This window comes from Wolbachia endosymbiont (group A) of Limnophora tigrina, from assembly GCF_964263225.1.
In the GTDB taxonomy this organism is placed as follows: Bacteria; Pseudomonadota; Alphaproteobacteria; order Rickettsiales; family Anaplasmataceae; genus Wolbachia.
Genome location: NZ_OZ181654.1, coordinates 1,254,150 through 1,274,374 on the forward strand (window position 1 = coordinate 1,254,150; position 20,225 = coordinate 1,274,374).

Annotated in this window: 16 protein-coding genes, 4 tRNA genes and 2 pseudogenes; 8 read left to right on the plus strand and 14 right to left on the minus strand. The window is 35.3% G+C overall.

Annotated elements, in window-relative coordinates; genetic code table 11:
* Positions 1–27 precede the first annotated feature (27 nt).
* The gene (locus tag ACE38P_RS05860; RefSeq protein ID WP_265041902.1) at positions 28–294 is read right to left on the minus strand and encodes a transposase; all 267 of its coding nucleotides are present in this window, start codon (positions 292–294) and stop codon (positions 28–30) included.
* A gap of 567 nt (positions 295–861) precedes the next feature.
* Positions 862–2,247, minus strand: coding sequence for an amidophosphoribosyltransferase (gene purF / locus ACE38P_RS05865; RefSeq protein ID WP_264375095.1), 1,386 nt, complete (start codon positions 2,245–2,247; stop codon positions 862–864).
* Positions 2,248–2,496: 249 nt separating this feature from the next.
* Between purF and ACE38P_RS05870 the strand changes: the two genes are divergently transcribed.
* The gene (locus ACE38P_RS05870; protein WP_374699684.1) at positions 2,497–3,729 is read left to right on the plus strand and encodes a hypothetical protein; all 1,233 of its coding nucleotides are present in this window, start codon (positions 2,497–2,499) and stop codon (positions 3,727–3,729) included.
* Positions 3,730–3,860: 131 nt separating this feature from the next.
* On the opposite strand, the gene ACE38P_RS05875 is transcribed toward ACE38P_RS05870, so the two are convergent.
* The 3 genes from ACE38P_RS05875 to def all read right to left on the minus strand — a co-directional run bounded on the left by ACE38P_RS05875 (position 3,861) and on the right by def (position 6,138).
* Positions 3,861–4,388, minus strand: coding sequence for a demethoxyubiquinone hydroxylase family protein (locus ACE38P_RS05875; protein WP_007302313.1), 528 nt, complete (start codon positions 4,386–4,388; stop codon positions 3,861–3,863).
* Between the two features lie 447 nt (positions 4,389–4,835).
* Positions 4,836–5,609 (minus strand): uracil-DNA glycosylase family protein, encoded by a 774-nt coding sequence (locus ACE38P_RS05880; protein WP_064085643.1) that lies wholly within the window; start codon positions 5,607–5,609, stop codon positions 4,836–4,838.
* Complete coding sequence (gene def / locus ACE38P_RS05885) at positions 5,599–6,138, minus strand: peptide deformylase (protein WP_064085644.1); 540 nt, start codon at positions 6,136–6,138, stop codon at positions 5,599–5,601. The genes ACE38P_RS05880 and def overlap by 11 nt, the downstream gene beginning before the upstream one ends.
* A gap of 137 nt (positions 6,139–6,275) precedes the next feature.
* Between def and ftsA the strand changes: the two genes are divergently transcribed.
* A complete protein-coding gene (gene ftsA, locus ACE38P_RS05890) occupies positions 6,276–7,514 on the plus strand; it encodes a cell division protein FtsA (protein WP_010403853.1) in 1,239 nt (412 codons plus the stop codon).
* Positions 7,515–7,810: 296 nt separating this feature from the next.
* Here the strand turns inward: ftsA and ACE38P_RS05895 are convergent.
* Positions 7,811–7,909 (minus strand): annotated as a pseudogene (locus ACE38P_RS05895) (IS630 family transposase); the annotation flags it as partial.
* A 61-nt stretch (positions 7,910–7,970) separates the two neighbouring features.
* Here ACE38P_RS05895 and ACE38P_RS05900 point away from each other — a divergent pair.
* Complete coding sequence (locus ACE38P_RS05900; RefSeq protein ID WP_374699293.1) at positions 7,971–9,428, plus strand: IS4 family transposase; 1,458 nt, start codon at positions 7,971–7,973, stop codon at positions 9,426–9,428.
* 8 nt (positions 9,429–9,436) lie between these two features.
* Here the strand turns inward: ACE38P_RS05900 and ACE38P_RS05905 are convergent.
* The 4 genes and pseudogenes from ACE38P_RS05905 to ACE38P_RS05920 all read right to left on the minus strand — a co-directional run.
* Positions 9,437–10,157 (minus strand): annotated as a pseudogene (locus tag ACE38P_RS05905) (IS630 family transposase); the annotation flags it as partial.
* 29 nt (positions 10,158–10,186) lie between these two features.
* On the minus strand, positions 10,187–10,495 hold the full coding sequence (locus ACE38P_RS05910) for a hypothetical protein (RefSeq protein ID WP_374699685.1): 309 nt from the start codon (positions 10,493–10,495) through the stop codon (positions 10,187–10,189).
* A gap of 317 nt (positions 10,496–10,812) precedes the next feature.
* Positions 10,813–10,877, minus strand: a tRNA-Val gene (locus ACE38P_RS05915).
* A 17-nt stretch (positions 10,878–10,894) separates the two neighbouring features.
* A tRNA-Ala gene (locus ACE38P_RS05920) sits at positions 10,895–10,970 on the minus strand.
* Between the two features lie 299 nt (positions 10,971–11,269).
* Between ACE38P_RS05920 and ACE38P_RS05925 the strand changes: the two genes are divergently transcribed.
* Together ACE38P_RS05925 and nuoF are read left to right on the plus strand one after the other, a co-directional pair.
* A tRNA-Lys gene (locus ACE38P_RS05925) sits at positions 11,270–11,342 on the plus strand.
* Between the two features lie 17 nt (positions 11,343–11,359).
* Complete coding sequence (gene nuoF / locus ACE38P_RS05930; protein ID WP_064085745.1) at positions 11,360–12,613, plus strand: NADH-quinone oxidoreductase subunit NuoF; 1,254 nt, start codon at positions 11,360–11,362, stop codon at positions 12,611–12,613.
* A gap of 44 nt (positions 12,614–12,657) precedes the next feature.
* Here the strand turns inward: nuoF and tnpC are convergent, their stop codons facing one another.
* From tnpC to nuoI, 4 genes are all read right to left on the minus strand, one after another.
* A complete protein-coding gene (gene tnpC, locus ACE38P_RS05935) occupies positions 12,658–14,040 on the minus strand; it encodes an IS66 family transposase (protein ID WP_374699286.1) in 1,383 nt (460 codons plus the stop codon).
* An 86-nt stretch (positions 14,041–14,126) separates the two neighbouring features.
* Positions 14,127–14,645, minus strand: coding sequence for a translation initiation factor IF-3 (gene infC, locus ACE38P_RS05940; RefSeq protein ID WP_010404127.1), 519 nt, complete (start codon positions 14,643–14,645; stop codon positions 14,127–14,129).
* Positions 14,646–14,656: 11 nt separating this feature from the next.
* Entirely contained in the window at positions 14,657–16,558 is a 1,902-nt protein-coding gene (thrS, locus tag ACE38P_RS05945) for a threonine--tRNA ligase (protein WP_264704515.1), read from the minus strand.
* A gap of 185 nt (positions 16,559–16,743) precedes the next feature.
* Positions 16,744–17,226, minus strand: coding sequence for an NADH-quinone oxidoreductase subunit NuoI (nuoI, locus tag ACE38P_RS05950; RefSeq protein WP_374699686.1), 483 nt, complete (start codon positions 17,224–17,226; stop codon positions 16,744–16,746).
* 131 nt (positions 17,227–17,357) lie between these two features.
* Here nuoI and mnmE point away from each other — a divergent pair, with 131 nt between their 5' ends.
* The 3 genes from mnmE to ACE38P_RS05965 all read left to right on the plus strand — a co-directional run bounded on the left by mnmE (position 17,358) and on the right by ACE38P_RS05965 (position 19,993).
* On the plus strand, positions 17,358–18,686 hold the full coding sequence (gene mnmE / locus ACE38P_RS05955) for a tRNA uridine-5-carboxymethylaminomethyl(34) synthesis GTPase MnmE (protein WP_374699687.1): 1,329 nt from the start codon (positions 17,358–17,360) through the stop codon (positions 18,684–18,686).
* Between the two features lie 47 nt (positions 18,687–18,733).
* Positions 18,734–18,818, plus strand: a tRNA-Ser gene (locus ACE38P_RS05960).
* 170 nt (positions 18,819–18,988) lie between these two features.
* Entirely contained in the window at positions 18,989–19,993 is a 1,005-nt protein-coding gene (locus tag ACE38P_RS05965; RefSeq protein ID WP_374699688.1) for an NAD(P)/FAD-dependent oxidoreductase, read from the plus strand.
* The last annotated feature ends 232 nt before the right edge of the window (positions 19,994–20,225 follow it).

Here is a 20,225-nt window from a genome sequence, read left to right on the forward strand (position 1 = left end):
TTATTAGCATAAAAGTAATCAACGTTTCTAATGAAAGCTGGATCCCAGTGGGCTTTGTTGCAAATACCCTTTTATGAACCCGACTGTTTGTCTTAAACCAATTCTAAAGAAACTGACGATTATATGCACTAAAATCACAACTTTATCACTATAAATATAGTTGCCACCCTGCATTTTTGGACAATTCTCGTACCAATTTTCTATGGCGTCATTGATATAACAAAAAATGCTTCCTCTTTCTTGGAGAAATTTGTTATATTTATGGCAGTTACTGACTCTCATTTTTTGTGGCATATTTTTTCTTCAACAGTTAAATGGCTGTTTTATAATGAATTTTGTCAGTAACTGCCAGTTCTTTTCACTTGAGCGATGCAACAAAGCCCACTGGGATCCAGCCTTTCTTACCAACAAAAACCTAGCATAACTTTTGTGCTCAAAAGATTTCTGGATTCCAGCATCAAGTGCTAGCCTGAAGCTTTAGCTATAAATATTAAGAAATTTACCAAACGAAGAAAAAAGGCAGAAGAATCCCCGTGTGACGAGTTTTATAATGTAAATTGGCGCTATAATAATGTGCTAACAAGCGCGTTTTGGCTGAATGTAGAAAAAATAAAAAAAGCCGCTATAATTTTTGTGTAATTTGCCAATAAATATTTGAGTTTTTTACTGATTTTGTGATTGAGCCTGCAGGTCAAAAATAAGGATAAATACTCTTAGTATCATAGTAAAGGGAATGACGAAATTTGTAAAGTAGTTTTCACTCAAATGACGCCCAGGCAAAAACTATATGGTTATGCAAAAAATCTATTTTTAAAACTGTTAATATAACATAGAAAAAACCTCACCTTCATTAATAATAGATTACTTACCAATTGGGTAGTCACCAGTGAAACAAGCATCACAATATTGCGGTGTAGCATTGTTACGTTTTTCTGCTTTAACAGCTCTGTATAGCCCATCAATACTCAAAAAGGCTAAGCTATCTACTCCTATACTTTCCTTTATCTCTTCTATAGATTGAGTCGCAGCAATTAAATCTTTGCAATCTGGTGTATCTATTCCATAAAAACAAGAGTGCTTAATTGGTGGACTTGAAATTTTGAGGTGAATCTCTTTTACTTCTGCATCCTTTAGCATAACTATTATATTTCTGAGCGTACTACCACGCACTATACTATCATCTATTAAAATTATGTTTTTGCCTTTCAAAGTGTGCTTATTAGCATTGAATTTTAATTTTATTCTAACTTTACGTACTTCAGCGGTGGGTTGTATAAAAGTTCTTCCTATGTAATGATTACGAATTATCCCCAGTTCCATAGGTAATCCTGAATGCTTTGCATATCCAATAGCTGCAGGTATTCCAGAATCAGGTATTGGTACAACCATATCTACATTGTTTTTTGGTGGGCTCTCTTCTGCAAGTATTCTTCCTATTTCTTTTCTTATATCATATATGGACCTCTTCTCCATTATGCTGTCTGGTCTCGAGAAGTAAACGTATTCAAAAATACAAAAACTTGATTTTTGCTGTGGGAAAGGAAACATTGAGGCTAGCTTACTATCCGAACTGATGGTAACTAATTCGCCTGGTTCTATTTCTCTAATAAACTCTGCATTTATTATATCAAGAGCACAAGTTTCAGATGCAAGAACGTAAGAACCGTTTAACTTTCCTAAAACAAGAGGCCTGATTCCAGATGGATCACGTACTCCAATAACTACTTCTTGATTGATTGCCACAAAAGAATAAGCACCTTGTATTTGCTTTAATGCATATATAAAACTCTCTAAAAAGCTATCTTTTTCACTGCTTGCTGTCAGATGCACTACTACTTCTGTATCAATATCTGACTGAAAAACGCACTCTTGTTTAATTAATTGTTCGCGTATCGGAGAAATATTAATTAAATTACCATTATGTGCTATGGCAAAATCCCCAAATTTGCCACTTTTGCCAAACATGGGCTGCACTCCAAATTTACTACCACTTGTTGAGTATCGAACATGACCTATTGCACAATCCCCAGGTAAGGATTTCTTTATTTCATCTATATCATCAAATACACTGCTCACTTGGCCTTGAAAGTGATAAGAGTGCAGCTTATCGTTGTTACTGGTTACTACGCCAAAAGACTCTTGACCTCTATGCTGCAAAGCGTGGAGAGCAAGTATAGAGTTAAAAGCAGCACTTTGGTTATAACTTATGCCAAATACCCCGCACTCCTCATGTACTTCATCAAGCATGAAAAATATTAAATAAAGCCTGATTGTACTTTAGTAGAGGCAAAGTACAAGAATTTTATTTGTTAATCCCTTTCAAAGTTGAAGCTTTCTACGGTAGTTTTGATGTATACCAGAAAGTAGGTTATATGCAATTAACCAATTTTGAGATTTTTGACAATTTTTTAGCACTGAAGAGAAAAAGATATTTTTATTGACTTATCTATGTATTGAAGTAATCACTAAAAAGTTTTAGTGGTTATGGTATATAATATGTCTAAGCAAGTAGGTAAACAAGGTGAAAGTAATCTTATTTTAGAGCCTGAACAGTTCTCTAACAGCTTCTTCAATAGTCAACAGAGTAGTTCATCAAATCCAAAATTACCGACTATAAGTCGTAAAGATAGGCATATGGATTTAATCAAGAAAAGGTACGCAAAAAACAAAGATGTTGCAGAATATCTAAGAAGTTATGACTTTATTAAAAGAGCAGAAGAATTGTCAATAATTTATCTTTTTGAGCGAGACTCATCTTCTACGAAATTGCAAATACCATTGACTACAGATGAACAAATTCTAGTTAAAAAATTTTGTGATGAGATGATAAAAGGTATAACAGAACACGATGAGCAAGAAAGCGTTTTAAAGTACATGGAACGCATAATAGAGGGTTATTTAAATCAAGGAATAAGATTAAACTCATATTACGGTAAGGATAATAAGACTGTAACAAATTTTATATTTGAAAAAATGGAAGAATTAATTAATCGCTTTCATGCAAATCCACACAATTCAACTACAAAAAATATCATACAAAAGATCACTCGTAATTTAGTGTTAAAAGGTGGGGTAGAAAAAGGATTATCTTTTTATAGCGATATTGAAGGCGGATATTACGGCTCTAATTATTTAAATGATCTTAACGAACAATGTAAGAGTAAGAAAAAAATGCTAGAGGGTCTAGCATATGAAGGTATTGTGAAAGAAAATAACAAGCAAATTGATAAATATGATCTTGAAGTAGAAGTAGATAATAAATATTTTTATATTAAGTATCCACAAGGTAGTATTGTTGAAACTGCGAGAACTTTAAATAATGAAAAAGCTAAGGATTTAGAAGTTGGCATATTTCAGATTGAGGAAAGTATAGTAAAAGTTGAAATTACAGAAGATGGAAAAAGAAATTACACAGATATCTTAAAAGGTGGTATTGAAATATTTTTTACTACTAAAATAGGAGAGATTAGTATTTATCTACGGAAAGATGGTAACAAAATGGTAGTAGAAATTGATGAGAAAAGCAAAATAAGGTTTAGCAAGTTAGAAAACAAATCAAGCTTTGGAGGGAATTGTCTTATACAGGGGAAAAGTATTTTAGAAGTTATGGGCAAGAGTTTTGAAAATATTCCTGAGGAGTTAACTCAGACTATTAAAAACGTTCCATCTACTAGTCTTATGCAAACATGTTTACAACAACAAGAAAACTCTAATAGGGAATTAAATTAATGTATTTTTAGGATAATAATTAAGAAATTAATTATAAACATTCATACGCATTCGATTGTAGTAGAGGATATGGGGCAGCAATTAGCACAAGAACTAAAGGCAAATGTGGTTGGTTGTCAAATAGTGATTGATTAAATCAATTTAGAGAGGTAAATAGCAGCTTTGCAGCTTGTTTTTATGAACAAAGATAAAACGTTGTAGCCAAGTGCGCTTTCGGCATTGTGCTGAATTGCAATATCTCTGTGCTCTAATTCCTCATCGCGAAATTTACTTATAGTTTCTCTTAATTCCCCATCTTCTAAATGTAAGACTTGCTCCTTGTAGTGCTCTCCGATCACTTCTTCAACTGCAGCAGTGCAAGCCATAGCGGCTTTTTTACCCATCATGGCAGTTACAACACCAAGTGATACCCCTAAAGCACCCCAAACTGGCAACAAAACAGTAGGACGAACTCTTTGCTCCTTGATTTTCTCATTAAAATAGTGGAAATGTTTTTTTTCCTGCTCCTCCATTTCAATTATTTTGTCAATTATGGAAGATTTTTTAAGAATAAATTTTTGACCGGAATAAATGCAAATGGCTCCATATTCGCCAGCATGATTTACTCTAATTGCTTGTTCTAAAAAATTTCCTTTCAATTTTTTTATATTGCTTTCCAATGTCTCCTCCCTTTATTTCTGCATTAGTACTACTATAAACCAACATATTATAGAGTAAATAAAATTCCATGCGTGCATTGCACCAACATTGTGATTACAGGAACTCAAGCAGCTATAGCAACGGCAAGAGTTACTTGACGGACTCCGCCATTCTCCTTAAAATAAGGGTGAAGATATATTATTTATCTTCAGTCTGTGCAGATAAAACGACAAAAAGCTCAATATACTTGATGTTTAATTTTTTGCACTATGTACACTCTATGTCTTTATAAAACTTTTACCCACATAAGCTAAAATGCGCTTATCAAAGCATTTAATAAAATGAAAAACGCCAATTAAAAAAAATAGGTAGTAGCTGATAGATTTTCTTTTGCCTTTTTCTCTGTTTAGTAAATTTTTCAATATTTAATGCAATTAGCCGGCACTGGGATGACAACGAGTAGTGAGCTAAACGTCCGTGTGGTTATTGGTATTATCAAGATATTCTCTAATCTTCTTTAAATCTTCCCAAGCTAAGCGTTTTTGTGCTGGTTGACGAAGTAGATAGGCTGGATGAAATATAGCGGCTGTGGTAATTGCATGAGATAAATATTGGTTAGTATAAGTATGAAATTTGCCACGCAAGTTCGATATAGTCTTTGTGTTATCAAGAAGGCTATAACATGCAATTCCTCCAACTAAAATTAGAATCTGCGGTAAAACAAGAGCAATATGCTTCTCAACAAATGGTCTGCACATATCAAGCTCTAGATCAGTTGGTTTTCTATTACCTGGTGGACGCCAAAACACGGTGTTGCTTATATATACCTTAGTGCGGTCCAGATTAATTGCACCGAGCATCTTATCGAGCAGCATTCCGCTTGCACCACAAAATGGTATGCCTTTCAGGTCTTCATTTGCTCCTGGTGCTTCACCAATAAGCATGATTTTTGCATTCGGATTACCATCAGAAAAAACAGTATTAGTTGCAGTTTTTTTTATTTCACAACCCTCAAATGACTTAACTGCACTTCTTAGTTCATCTACACTACCACATTCACTTGCAAGCTTCCTTGCTTCAATGATCCAGTCACTTGGGAACATGGCTTTTTTCTGCTCGATGACAGAAGACTGTGCAGCTCTCTCATTTTCCACTTTTTTTTCCTCTTCACCTTCAGTTAGCGTGCAGTCAACACCCACTTCATGATAGAACTTCAACAATTCTAGATCTTCATTGTTCATAGTGCCTCTTAACCTTTTGAGCTTTTTTCATAGCCATATCGTACTTCAATTTAGACAAATGTCTAACGTATAATATACCATTTAAATGATCTAACTCATGCTGAATACACCTTGCAAGCCAACCACTAGCTTTTAGCGTCTGTTCTTCGTGATTTAAATTTTTATATTTCACAGTTAAATATTTTGGACGCTTAATTTCATGGCTTTGCTCTGGAATTGAAAGGCACCCTTCTTTGAGAATTACTTGTTCACCCGATAATTCTGTAATTTCAGGATTAATCATGCAAAATTTGCCAGTTGATTCATATCCTGCTGGCCCATCTTCAGCCTTCTCTGGCTGAACGTCCATGACAAAAACTCTCTTCATCACTCCAATTTGCACTGCAGCAAGGCCAAGACCATCTTCATGGTACATAGTTTCGAACATGTCGTTTACTAATTCTTTAATTTTATCGTTTATATCTGTTACTTCACTGGCACGTGTAGTTAACCTTTCATCAGGGGCAATTACAATTGGCAATTTAGACATAAAATTAAAATTTTATGTTTTATTTTTTCCTTTGTACAGTATTTTGGGTATATTAAAATGTTGCTGTATTTTTAATAGAAATATAAATTATTAAAGGAAGCTACAATTTGAATGGAATTGTGTCATAAGGTCAACTAATGTACTCTGCAGTAATAATAAAACCAAAGCGAAATGTTTTTGCCGTTTTAGACGTAGGTACAACAAAAATTATCTGTCTCATTGTTAAGATCAATAGCAACTTCAGCTATAAAATAATAGGAACGGGTTATAAAAGTGCAGAAGGTATAAGCGGTGGATCAATAACTGATGCAAAGCATGCAAGTTACTCTATTTCATCAACTATAGGTTTAGCTGAGCAAGTATCAGAAGAGACTATAGACCAGATATATGTGAATGTAGCCGGATGTGGAGTCTCATCTTTTAACGTATATAACGAAATTATTGCAGCTAATCACGAAATTTCAGACCGAGATATAAAACGTGTAGTCTTTCAGACGTTTGAGAAATATATCGAAGAAAATGTTATCATTCACAATATACCACTGAAATATCACTTGGATGACATGACTGATATAAAAGAGGTTGGTGGATTGTACGGAAAAAGACTATCTGCTGATGTTAATGTCGTCACTGCTTCGCGTCCAGCGCTTACCAACATTGAAAATTGTATAACTAATAATAGCGGGATAAGTATGGCTGGTTGTATTGCTTCCGCATATTCTGCAGGCCTTGCCTGTCTAAGTGAAGATGAAAAAGAGCTAGGAACTGCCATTGTTGACATAGGGGGTGGGTGTACTGCAATTGGAATTTTTAAGAGAGGAAAGCTTATATACACAAGCAGCATTCCAATTGGTGGCATTCACATCACTCGAGATATAGCTTATGGACTATGCACAAGTATAGAGCATGCTGAACGCATAAAAATACTATACGGTAGCACTGTCGTAACTTCAATAGATGAGAACGAATATATTACACTGCAAAACAGTGAAAATGATGAACCGACTCGAGTACCCAAGTCCGAACTTATTGACATCATAAGACCTAGAGTTGAGGAGATATTTGAACTGGTAAGAGAACAATTTCAAGAACAAAAAGATCCAATCAATAAAGTAGTGCTCACAGGTGGAACCAGTCAACTCACAAGCATGAAAGAGATTGCAAGCTATATATTCAACAAACAAGTCCGCATTGGATGCCCTGAGTCTCTCAGTGGCCTTGATGGCGAGTATGATAAAAATCCCGTATTTTCTGCTGCCATAGGCTCTATCAAGCTAATAGTTGACACTTTTTATAAAAATAACTCTGGAATGCTCGGTCAAGATGGTAAAATGAGTAAATTGTATAATTGGGTTAAATCGAAAGTCACGGTTTGATTTTACCAAATAAAGTTTTGATATCCGTCAAAGGAAGTATAAAGAAAATTATTTCAAGATTGATAAATTGATTCGTGATCATACACCTGAAATTATGCGCTCCCATGGAATGATTGTTTATGATATGGTAATGGAAAAAGATGAATATGCTGAACGTCTCATTCTATGATAAAAGATAAAACAGGCTGGATCCCAGTGGGCTTTGTTGCATCGCTCAAGTGAAAAGAACTGGCAGTTACTGACAAAATTCATTATAAATAGCCATTTATAGCTCTTTTCATAATAGTCCGAAAAGCTTATAGAAAAGCGGAATCAACAGCATGACGAAAAGATGTGAATAGAGGACTAGCTCTGTTTTTTATAGCAAACCAATAATGCTCAATTTTGTTAAAATCTCACTTTTACCCACAAATAAAAAAGTGAGTAAAATGGATACCAAATAAATTTGGGATTAAAATGAGTGAAGTAAGTACAAATGTGCAATATACTGATGGCTTAGGGGATAAATGGCTGGAAAGAGAGTTAAAACACGTTAATTTAGGAGATACAAGACTTAATAAGAGACTTATTAAAACAGGCTATTGTATAGAGGGTAAGGCGTCTGGATCAATTAATCAAAGCTGTAGTGGATGGAAAGAAGCTAAGGGTGCATACAGATTATTTAGCAATGAAAAGCTTAAGGATAAGGAAATTTATTCTTCCCATTACAAAGAAACTATGGAGAGAATGAAAGGAAATCAGTTTGTTTTTTCAGTTCAAGATACAAGTTATTTGGATTTTGACTCTCATATAAAAACTAAGAGGCTAGGTAGTATTTCTAAAGCTTATACGAAGCATAAAATGGGTTTACTGTTGCACAGTGCCTTAATAGTCAGCAAAGACGGATTGCCTTTAGGTCTATCTTCTCAACAATGTTGGGCACGTTCTATTAGGGAAAAAGAAACGTCACAAGAAAAAGCAAACAGGAAATACCGTACCTCCATAGAAGAAAAAGAAAGTTATAAGTGGATAACAGCTCTCAAAGAAAGCATAAACAACCTTCCTGCAAATGTACAACTTGTTACCCTTGGTGATAGAGAGGCAGATATCTTCAAATTTTTATGGATCACTGAGACATTAGGTAGTTTTTATGTAATCCGTAATCGAACTAATAGAAGATTTATCTGTACTGAAATTGGAAAAACAGATTTGCAAACACGCATCACTCAACTGCCAGTAAAGAAGAAAATTTCTCTAGAAGTTAATAAAGGTGGAAACCAAAGATCAAGGAAAGCTAATATTGAAGTTAAGTATATGAAAGGCTATATACCTATCAGATCTTCTTCAATTTATGGATCAAAAGACACAGTGCATAAAATAAGTGATAAAATCCCTGTATATGTGGTAAGTGCAAAAGAAACAAATCCTCCTGAAGGATTGGAAGCTATTGATTGGACTTTGCTGACTAATGTACCAGTTAATAGCACTTTAGATGCTATAGAAAGGATAAATTGGTATAAGCTAAGATGGAAAATTGAGGAGTATTTCAGGGTTTTAAAATCAGGATGTAAAATAGAAAGCTCTCGTTTAACTACAAAGGAAAGGCTACAGAAATTAATTGCTATAAAGAGCATTATTGCATTTAAAATTTTATATTTAACAAAAGTCGCTTTATCAAATCCCATGGAAACCTGTACTAAAATTTTAAGCAACGAAGAGTGGAAGGCCCTTTTCATACGTGAGCATAAAGTAGCTACATTGCCAGAAGAACCTCCAAACATAAAACAAGCTATTATTTGGTTAGGAAAATTAGGTGGATTTATGAATAGAAAAAGTGATAATTTACCAGGGGCTATGACTCTATGGCGGGGCTATGAAAATCTTAAGGAGAGCATAGTTATGCTTCACATCATGACCTCTCAAAATTGTGGGTAAAAGTGAGTGTTAAAATCGGGAGAATAAGGCGGTAGATATAAAATTTCTGCGCCAACTCCTTTAGCAAATCTTATTAGACTTATGAAAAGTAGCATTATCAAGGATAACAGTTTGTCCAGGTTTCAAAATCGGTGTCAGAAACTGCTCAAACCATTTATTAAAGATATCCATATTACAGTGGCCTTCAAATGTTAACGGAACAACTATTTTTCTGCCGTTTAAGGCTGCAATCATACTGATTCGTTGAATTTTTTTACCAGATTTTAGAGCATAAAACCTCTGTCCCTTCTGGCAATATCCATAACTCGGTGTCCAGACTCATCTATATAAACTAAGTTTTGAGGTTCTTTTGTTGCTATAATTTTCAAAAATTCAGCGCGTTTTTCTTCGTTTCTTTCTTTGTATCCATATGTCTTTTTTTGCGTGTGAGTCCAATTTTTTTAAGAGCTCGATGGATCGTTGGGATACTAACATTGCTCCAAAGCTTAGCCATTTCCGATACCACCATATTTTTTAGCAAATTCAGTAAATTTATTCCAGTCAGTAATTTTGTGATTATAACCTCCATTTCCAAGTTTTTTTGACTGAAAATCTCCTGTTTCTTTTCTTCTTTGCTGCCACTCCCATAACGTAGTTCTTCCAATTTTAAATCTTGCTGCCACCGTTTCCCTGCTTTCTCCTTCTTCTAGTGCTTCCATTGCTTTTTTTATAACTATATGCTGCTGGCATCCTTACCTTCACTACTATAAAACCTTATTTTACCTCGTTTGGACTATTATGAAAAGAGCTATACTTTTAGAGTTTATTTCTTGCTCGTTTACAATATAATGAGTTCTTATAAAATCTATGCATGTTTGATACCCTGACCGAGCATTTCTTCCTTCGTTGCCATCTTTAGGAGCTTCTAATAGACAAAGCAAATTATTGAGTGGAAGTTCTAAAATAATATTCTCATCAATATCACTGCTTTCATAAGCTGAATTAAGACTTGCTCTAGGTTCTGGAAGATTTTGCAGTTCTGATGCTAGAGTTTTTGATGAGTATTTTTCTTGTGTAATCCCTGTCACTACTAGTACCTTAGTGTTATTACAGTATACTGTTAAAAAAAGATTTTTGCAACTTAGCACTAATTTTTCTCAATCTAAAATATTTTTCAAAACAAACCTCTCTCTACTGTCAAATTAAATTCTTTTATTGACTTGTTTACTCTATCTAAATTGTTGAAAAATACCCTATATTGTAGAGAAATAGAGAGTATTCTTAATAGATTATGTAAAATATAGAGTTTTTATGGGTAAATATTGACAGTGAGATACCGTGTTTATTTGATTAGTTTTTAGTGTATTTTTGTATTTTAAATTTTGGCTAAAAACTCTCCATTTAATGGGCGATGACAGTGCCGACCCCCTCGGTGTAAACGAGATGCTCTACCAACTGAGCTAACCGCCCTTTTCTTGTTTGTGGATTGGTGGAGGCAAGCGGGATCGAACCGCTGACCTTCTGCGTGCAAAACAGATGCTCTACCAGCTGAGCTATGCCCCCAACTTTTGCTTAAAGCATAAATCACTCAGGCTGAAATGCAAGAAATATTTATTTGTGAGGCTATTGCTAAATAGTGCACAAATTCTGCATTTATGTATAATTCTCTATCTTTTTAGAGTTGTACGTCAGCTTTACCAAATGAATCTTTGAATTAACAAGAAGTTTTCCTTCAAAAATTTTTAATTAAATTATCACTAATACAGTACATTATATAATTTATTTAACCACACATGAAAATTTTAGTTTGATTAAAATGGATAAAAACTATATTACTGTTTAGTATAGCTGAAAAATAAAATGATCCCGTAGCTCAGCCGGTAGAGCAACTGACTTTTAATCAGTGGGTCACGCGTTCGAATCGCGTCGGGATCACTTAGAATCTTAAAAGCATGCTAAAAGAACAGGACAAAATATTCACAAACTTAAATGGTAAAGAAACACCACTACTTGAGGGTGCAAAAAAACGTGGTAGTTGGCAAAAAACAAAGGAATTACTGGATTTAGGATCAGAAAAAATCATTGATGAAGTAAAGAAATCTGGCTTGAGAGGTCGAGGGGGTGCAGGATTTTCTACTGGCCTTAAGTGGAGCTTTATGCCTAAAAATCCTCCAAAAGCATATTTAGTAGTCAATGCAGATGAGTCAGAACCTGGTACATGTAAAGACAGAAACATATTACGATATGAGCCACACAAGCTACTTGAGGGAATTCTTCTGGCTGGCAGAGCGATCAGCGCATCAGCTGCGTATATTTATATCAGGGGTGAATTTTATAATGAACATTTAGTTCTAAAAAAAGCACTTGAGGAAGCCTATAAAGAAAACTTAATTGGAAAAAATGCCTGCAAGTCAGGTTATGATCTTGATGTGTTTATCCATAGGGGTGCAGGAGCTTACATATGTGGGGAAGAAACAGCTCAACTCGAATCCATTGAAGGAAAAAAGGGCTTTCCTCGCATGAAACCTCCATTTCCCGCAGGTGTTGGACTTTTTGGCTGCCCCACTACAATAAACAACGTTGAAACTATATCTATGGTTCCAGATATCCTAAATCGCGGAGGAGAGTGGTTTGCATCTCTTGGTAAACCAAATAATACTGGCACTAAGGTCTTTTGTATTTCAGGGCATGTAAATAATCCATGTAATGTTGAAGAAGAGCTAGGAATTTCACTACGTGAATTAATTGAAAAATATGCAGGTGGAGTGCGAGGAGGTTGGGATAACTTACTTGCTGTAATACCTGGTGGGTCTTCAGTACCATTAATTCCAAAATCTATATGCGATACTATTGAAATGGATTTTGATTCATTGAGAGCTGTACAATCAGGGCTTGGTACTGCTGCTGTGATAGTGATGGATAAATCAACTGACATAATAGCTGCAATAGAAAGATTATCACATTTCTATATGCATGAGTCCTGTGGGCAATGTACACCATGTCGTGAAGGTACTGGATGGATGTGGAGAATTATGAGAAGAATGGTAGCAGGAAATATTAAACCTGGTGAAGTAGATAAGCTACTTGACCTTACAACTCAAATAGAAGGACATACAATTTGTGCGCTTGGCGATGCTGCAGCTTGGCCAGTGCAAGGGCTAATCAGACATTTTCGTCATGTAATTGAAGATAGGGCAGTAACTTAACTTACACTTTTAAGTCGTTTTACGTATCCGTTCAGCAGAGTGGTTTAAGAAACGATAGATAGAAGATTGTGAAAAGGGTTTAGCCTCCTCTGTTTCCATGTTAAGTATAACGAAATTATTTGCTCAAGGAATGAGTTTCCTCGTTCTGATTGTGTAAAATATGAATTTTTGCGATAAACGACATAATGCCGTATTTGCCGTTCAGCGTGATTATTTGTCAGCGGAGTATTTTCTGGGTCATCTAAAAATTTCCACATCATTCTTTCAGATTTCAAAATATTCTTTGCAACTCGAGACGCTCCAATTGCTTCAGGTAAGCGAGATATTTCCTTCAAATAATACCTTGTACGTTTTCGCAATTTCTTGGCACGTCTAATAAATCTTGAAACATCTATCTCATTTTTTAGTAAAGCTTTTTTCAGTGCAAATAACTCAGTGGCTACATTTCTCAAGTAACAGCCCAGAACTTTAACTTCAAATTTCCAACTATGCGCTAATCTTTCAAAATCCCTTGCTAAGTGTGCCCAACAGATTTGCCTTCTTTCATCAGCAAAGTAGTTGTATGCTGCATATCTGTCGGTTACTACCAAGCTATTACGATTGCAGCATACACTATTTTTTAAAACTTTCATTCCCCTTGACTCTGTCAACTTCACAAAACTTGCCGTATTGCTTGCAAACATCCAACACCAAGCGAGTTTACCTTTGTTATAATGGCTCGTTTCATCAATATGTAGAACTTTACTCCTACTTATCTCTTGTTCGATCTGCTCATACATTTTTTTGCATTTTGAAGCAACTCTATGTTCACTATTTGATATGCTACCGACGCTTATGTTCAAATTGAAGATATCATTTATGATGCTAGCTACTTCGCGCTTTGAATTTTTATAAAACCCACTGAGTGCTGCAACTACTGACTTAACCCTTGGGCCAAATGTATCTGGCGTAACACCCTCTGGTAACTTGCTACTTCTTCTTTTTCCGCATCTCTGACAACGGCCATGTTCCAACTGATATTCCATTACATAAGCCTTAATCTCCGGAAGATCTACTTTCTGATGAATATAAGGTTTTTCGCATATTGCAATCTTCCCTCCGCATTCGCAAGTAGGTGACAACTCTATCTTTATCACCTCATCTGCTTCCATTTTAGCACGATAATTACCCTTATGCCCAACTTGACCACCAATCTTTCTTTCGCTTTTTGGCTTTTCCTTTTTCATTTTGTATAATTCTTTTGAATTGGGAATTGATGAGTTTTTTGAATTTAAACCTAGCCTTTCCTTTAATTCAGCGTTCTCTATCTTTAAAGCCTCATGCTCTGCTTTTAAACTTTCATTCTCTCTTTCCAATCTTTCTATTTTTGCTTCTAACTTTTCTATTTTTTGCTGTAAATTTTTGCAGAGTTCTAAAAGGTTTACCATATTACCTCATATTTACCCTATGATTATCTTTATTATCTTGCTTTGTCTACCTTATTTTGCCGCTCTGCTGAACGGACACCGTTTTACTACTTAGCAACCAGAGTTAGAAAATATTGATTTCCTTCCCTTTTAGGCGCTAGCTCTACCTTTGCAATATCTTCAGTGTCTCGAATTAGCCGTTCTAATTTTTCCACTCCAACCTCAGTATTTATAAGCTCTCTACCTCTAAATTTCATTGTGCACTTGATTTTATGCCCAGATATAAGAAAATCTCTTGTTTGACGCAATTTTGTTTCATAGTCATGATTATCAATATTGGGGCCCAGCTTAATTTCCTTTATAGTTAATGCTCTTTGTTTCTTTTTTGCCTCGCTTGCCTTCTTTTTTGCATCATATTTTTGTTTACTGTAGTCGAGTATTTTACATACTGGAGGAGTTGAATCAGGTGCAATTTCTACCAAGTCTAAATTGACACCTTGTGCAACTTCCAAAGCTTGTCTTAATGGCACAATTCCAACCATTTCACCATTATGATCAACTAAGCGTACTTCCTTAGCTGTAATGAATTCATTAATTTTGTTTTTATTATTCTTTTGAACTTGCAAGTTTTTCTCCCTTAACTCAAATTAATACTTTTTAAAAGCAATTCAGTAGCCTTTTCCAAAGGAAAAGACTCTTGTTCTTCTGACCCTAAATTTCTCACTGACACAGTTCTATTGATGATCTCATTTTTACCTATAACCCATAATATAGGTACCTTATTTGAACTATGCAAGCGTATCTTATAACTAATTTTTTCATTGGTCAAATCGGTCTTAATTCTAACACCTTGTTCTTTTAAAATATTGCTGATTTCAGTAGCATAACCATCAGCTTCATTTATAATGGTCAGAATAGCAAGTTGCGTTGGAGCAAGCCAAATTGGAAATTTTCCTGCATAATTTTCTATCAAAATCCCAATAAAACGTTCAAAAGTTCCAAGAATTGCTCTATGTAGCATAACAGGGTGGTGCTTTTGTCCGTCTGCTCCTATATAAAAAGCTCCAAGCCGCTCCGGTAAAATAAAATCAACTTGCAACGTTCCACATTGCCAATTTCTACCTATTGCATCTTTCAAAACAAACTCTAACTTTGGACCATAAAATGCACCTTCACCAGGATTAAGTTCATAACTAAGCCCTGCTTCTTTAACTGCTTCAAGCAGTGCTCTTTCAGCTCTATCCCACACTTCATCATTACCTGATCTAGTATCTGGACGGTCTGAAAATTTCACAGAAATTTCATTGAACCCAAGTTCTGAATATACTTCTTTTAAAAGGTCACAAAACTTTACAGTTTCAGAATTCACTTGTTTTTCCATACAAAAAATATGTGCATCGTCTTGCGTAAAACCACGCACTCGCATCATTCCATGCAATGAGCCTGAGCTTTCATTTCTATGGCATGTGCCAAACTCTGCCATACGTATCGGTAAATCACGATAGCTTCTGGTGTGAGAATTAAAAATCTGCACATGACAAGGGCAATTCATGGGTTTTATTGCTAGCTTTTTACTTTCAGATTCATCAATAATGAACATATTTTCACGAAACTTATCCCAATGTCCCGATTTTTCCCACAGCTCTTTGCTTACTAAAATAGGTGTTTTTACCTCAAAGTAGCCATTGTTCATTAACTTTTTTCTGATGTAAGACTCAAGAACATTATATAAAGTATATCCCTGTTCATGCCAAAAAATCTGCCCAACAGCTTCCTCTTGAATGTGAAATAAGTCCATATCCTTAGCAATTTTGCGGTGGTCGCGTTTTTCTGCTTCCTCCAGACGTTTAAGATAAGTATTTAATTCATCCTTATTTCTCCACGCGGTGCCATATATTCTTTGCAACATTGGGCCCTTAGAATCGCCACGCCAGTATGCACCTGCTACTTTCATAAGTTTAAACGCTTTAACTCTGCCAGTTGATGGTGAGTGCGGACCACGACATAGGTCTACAAAGTTGCCTTGTTTATAAACAGTTAGGTTTTCGTTTTCTGGTATTGATGAGACAATATCAACCTTGTATCTTTCACCTATATCACTAAAGAAATCAATTGCCTGCTTACGAGTCCAAACTTCTCGGACGAATCTGTGGTTACTTTTTATAATTTCCTTCATTTTTTTTTCTATTGCAGTAAGATCGTCCGTGGTAAAGGCACGATCTGTAGCAAAATCATAGTAGAAACCATCTTGAATTGTTGGCCCGATAGTAATCTGAGTATTAGGAAAGAGCTCTTTTACTGCCTGCGCCATTATATGAGCAGCATCATGCCTTATTATATCTAAACCCGCTTCGTCACTCAGTTGTATTACCTCTATCTCTGTATCAGATTCAATTTCACGTGAGAGATCATACAACTCACCATTTACCTTAAAGGCAATTGCTTCTCTCAAAGCATCCGGTTGTAATATATCAAAGCCAGTGACTCTACCACTGTATTCTTTTACTTTTTGTTCGGATAAAAAGGTAACTTTTATCATTCATTAGACCTTTTGTCATCCCAGTGCTTGACACTGGGATCCATGTTTCTTTCTTTTCTAGATTCCAGCGTCACGCGCTGGAATGACACCAAAAGGTGAGCTACTGATCTTTCAGTTAAATAACAGTTGTACAAGAGATCTATTACATACTTGCTGTAAGAAATTTTAATTGTTGACATACCTAGTTAATAATACGGCCTGTTCTTTTTTAACCTGAGTGCAATTGCTTCTTCCCAAACTTCACCATTACGCAATAGCTTTTCTTTATTGTACATTAGCTCCTCTCTTGTTTCAGTAGCAAATTCAAAGTTAGGACCCTCCACAATTGCGTCAACTGGACATGCTTCTTGGCAAAGTCCGCAATATATGCATTTTGTCATGTCAATATCATAGCGTGTGGTGCGGCGACTACCGTCTTCTCTTTCCTCTACTTCAATAACTATTGATTGAGCAGGGCAGATAACTTCGCATAACTTACAAGCTATGCATCGTTCTTCACCATTTGGATACCTACGCAACGCATGCTCACCACGAAACCTTGGACTTAAAGGGCCCTTCTCTATAGGATACCTCAAAGTAACCTTTGGCTTAAACATATATTTTAATGTAATAACAAACCCTTTAATTAACTCTACAAAAGACCAGTACCAAGCTAATTTCTTGAGCATAAAGTATTTAAAACTTGTGTCAGTCATTATAAATCATATTATCAGTTTTCAAAATAAATATTTTCACCTGGGTGACTTTTTAGGTATTTTGGTTTCTTAAGTGTAATATTGCTAAGTAGTTTATATCAATAATGACAAACACAAATGAAACTATTTTCGCTTTATCGACCGTATTTGGTAAGTCAGGAGTTGCAGTAGTCAGAATTTCAGGCAACTACGCGCTTAAAGCTTTAAATCATTTTCATATTAAGAAAGAAATTAAACCAAGATTTGCTACTTTAGTTGATCTATATGATGATTCCAATCAATTGATAGATAATGGAATAATCATCTATTTCCCTGCTCCAAACAGTTTTACTGGCGAGGATGTTATAGAGTTTCAAGTGCATGGAAGCAAGGCCGTCATAAAAATCATCTTGGAGGAATTATCAAAAATTTTCGTTATGGCCAGGCCTGGAGAATTCTCACTTAGGGCTTTTCTAAATGGTAAATTTGACTTAACGCAAATAGAAGGGATTGCAGACTTAATTGACGCTGAGACGAAAATGCAAGCTAAACAAGCGATTAAGCAGATATCAGGAGAATTGGAGAGACTATACAGCAATTGGAGGCAAAGATTAATAACGATACAATCCAAAATCGAAGCATATATAGACTTTCCAGAGAACATTTGGGCAGAAAAAAGTGAATTGGAAAAAATTAATAATGAAGTGCAATCTCTCGTGCAGTTGATACAAGAGCATTTAAATGATAATAGACGGGGCGAAAGGTTGCGTGAGGGTTTACATATTGTAATAACTGGTGAACCAAATGTCGGTAAATCAACTCTGTTTAATTTCTTAGCCAAGCGTGATATTGCTATTGTTTCTGAATATGCAGGCACAACAAGAGATATACTTGAAGCTCATATTGACATTGGTGGATACCCAATCATTCTCTCTGATACTGCTGGAATTCGTGAGAGTTCAGATCCAATAGAATCAGAAGGTATAAGTCGAGCGAAAAAAAGGTCTTTTGAAGCTGATTTAAGAATAGAACTATTTCCTTTTGAACAGCGTCATAATATCAATTGCAACGTTGTAAATAGCGATACTATTTATGTATTGAGCAAAGCTGACGATGTTATCAATAATCACAATATAAAAATTAATGGCATAGATCTTTTACCCATTTCTATTCTAAAGGGAATAGGTACAAACAAATTGATCTCTCTCATAAAAGAGAAGGCAAAGGAAAAATTTGGGCATGATAGAGACACTCCTGTGATTACTCGGCAAAGACATAGGAATCACATGCAGAAAGCACTGGAACATTTACAGCGTTTTAATATCTATAATCCAATTGAGTTGATATCTGAAGACTTGAGGCTTGCTGCATTTGAACTTGGTGCAGTAATTGGAATTATTAATGTTGAGGAAATATTGGATAGTGTGTTTAGTAGCTTTTGTGTAGGCAAGTAAGATTTTTATAGATTGCTTGAAATTAAATATTGTGGTAAAAAAGAGGTGGACGGATGGCCGAGCGGTTTAAGGCACCAGTCTTGAAAACTGACGTACGGAAACGTACCATGGGTTCGAATCCCATTCCGTCCGCACTTACTTCTCAGATTTAAAATGTTAGTTAATTTTTAGAGCTTATTTAGATGGTTCGTAACGCTGTAAATCTTATCTAATCTAGCCACATCTTTTAAAAATAAATCCCTTTGTAAATTGACCTTGTTAGCAAAGAAAGCTAATATCTATAAATAGATCACCATCTGAATATGGAAACCGATATCGTAATAATAGGTGCAGGGCCTGTTGGAATATTTACTGCTTTTCAAGCGGGAATGTTTGATATGAGATGTCATGTAATAGATGTTTTGGATCAAGCAGGAGGACAATGCACAGCTCTTTACTCAGAAAAGCCAATATATGATATACCTGGTTATCCTGTAATTACTGCCCAAAAATTAATTGAGCGACTAATGGAGCAAGCTTCACCGTTTGAGCCTGTTTACCATTTAAGTCAAAAAGTGGAAAAGATTTCAAATAACGAAGGTGAAAACTTTACTATCATAACGAACATAGGTACAGAGGTAAAATGCAAAGCCGTTATCATTGCTGCAGGTAACGGAATGTTTGAACCTAACCGTCCACCCTTAAGTGGTATATTAGAATATGAAAATAAATCTGTATTTTATAATGTAAATAAAATTTCTGATTTTCAGGACAAAACTATAGTCATTGCAGGGGGGGGGGATTCTGCGGCTGATTGGACTGTAGAACTTTCTAAAGTTGCAAAGAAAATTTATGTGATACATAGGAGAAAGGAATTTCGCTGCACTCCTGAAACTAGAAATAAATTAGAATCACTTGAAAATAATGGAAAGATAGAACTGGTAGTGCCATATCAATTACACGAACTAGCAGGAGGTAATGGGCAGTTGAGCGCAGTGATAGTAAAAAACATTGCCTCTAAGGAAGAAAAAGAAATATCCGCTGATTTTCTGCTGCCATTTTTTGGATTGTCAATGAATCTTGGGCCAATAAACAGTTGGGGTATAGAGTTAGAACATGGCCGCATAACTGTCGACCCAGCTACACTTAGAACCAGTAGAGATAGAATATATGCAATCGGAGATATAGCTGCTTATCCAGGCAAACTAAAATTGATACTAAATGGCTTTGCTGAGAGCGCCATGGCTTGTTATCACATATACGAAGTAATTCACAATTCTCCAGTTAATTTTCAATATTCAACTTCAAAGGGAATTCATCGAAATTAAAGAGTAAAGAGATCCATGAACCTGCATGCAGTTATCTCAAGCATAAGGGAATACAAATGAAAAAGATTACTTTACAAATTCCCCCAACTCCCTTGCCATGATAATAAGAGTATTTATCCTTATTTTTGACCTGCAGGCTCAATCAAAAAATCAGTAAAAAACTCAAATATTTATTGGCAAATTACATAAAAATTATAGCGGCTTTTTAAATTTTTTCTACATTAAGCCAAAT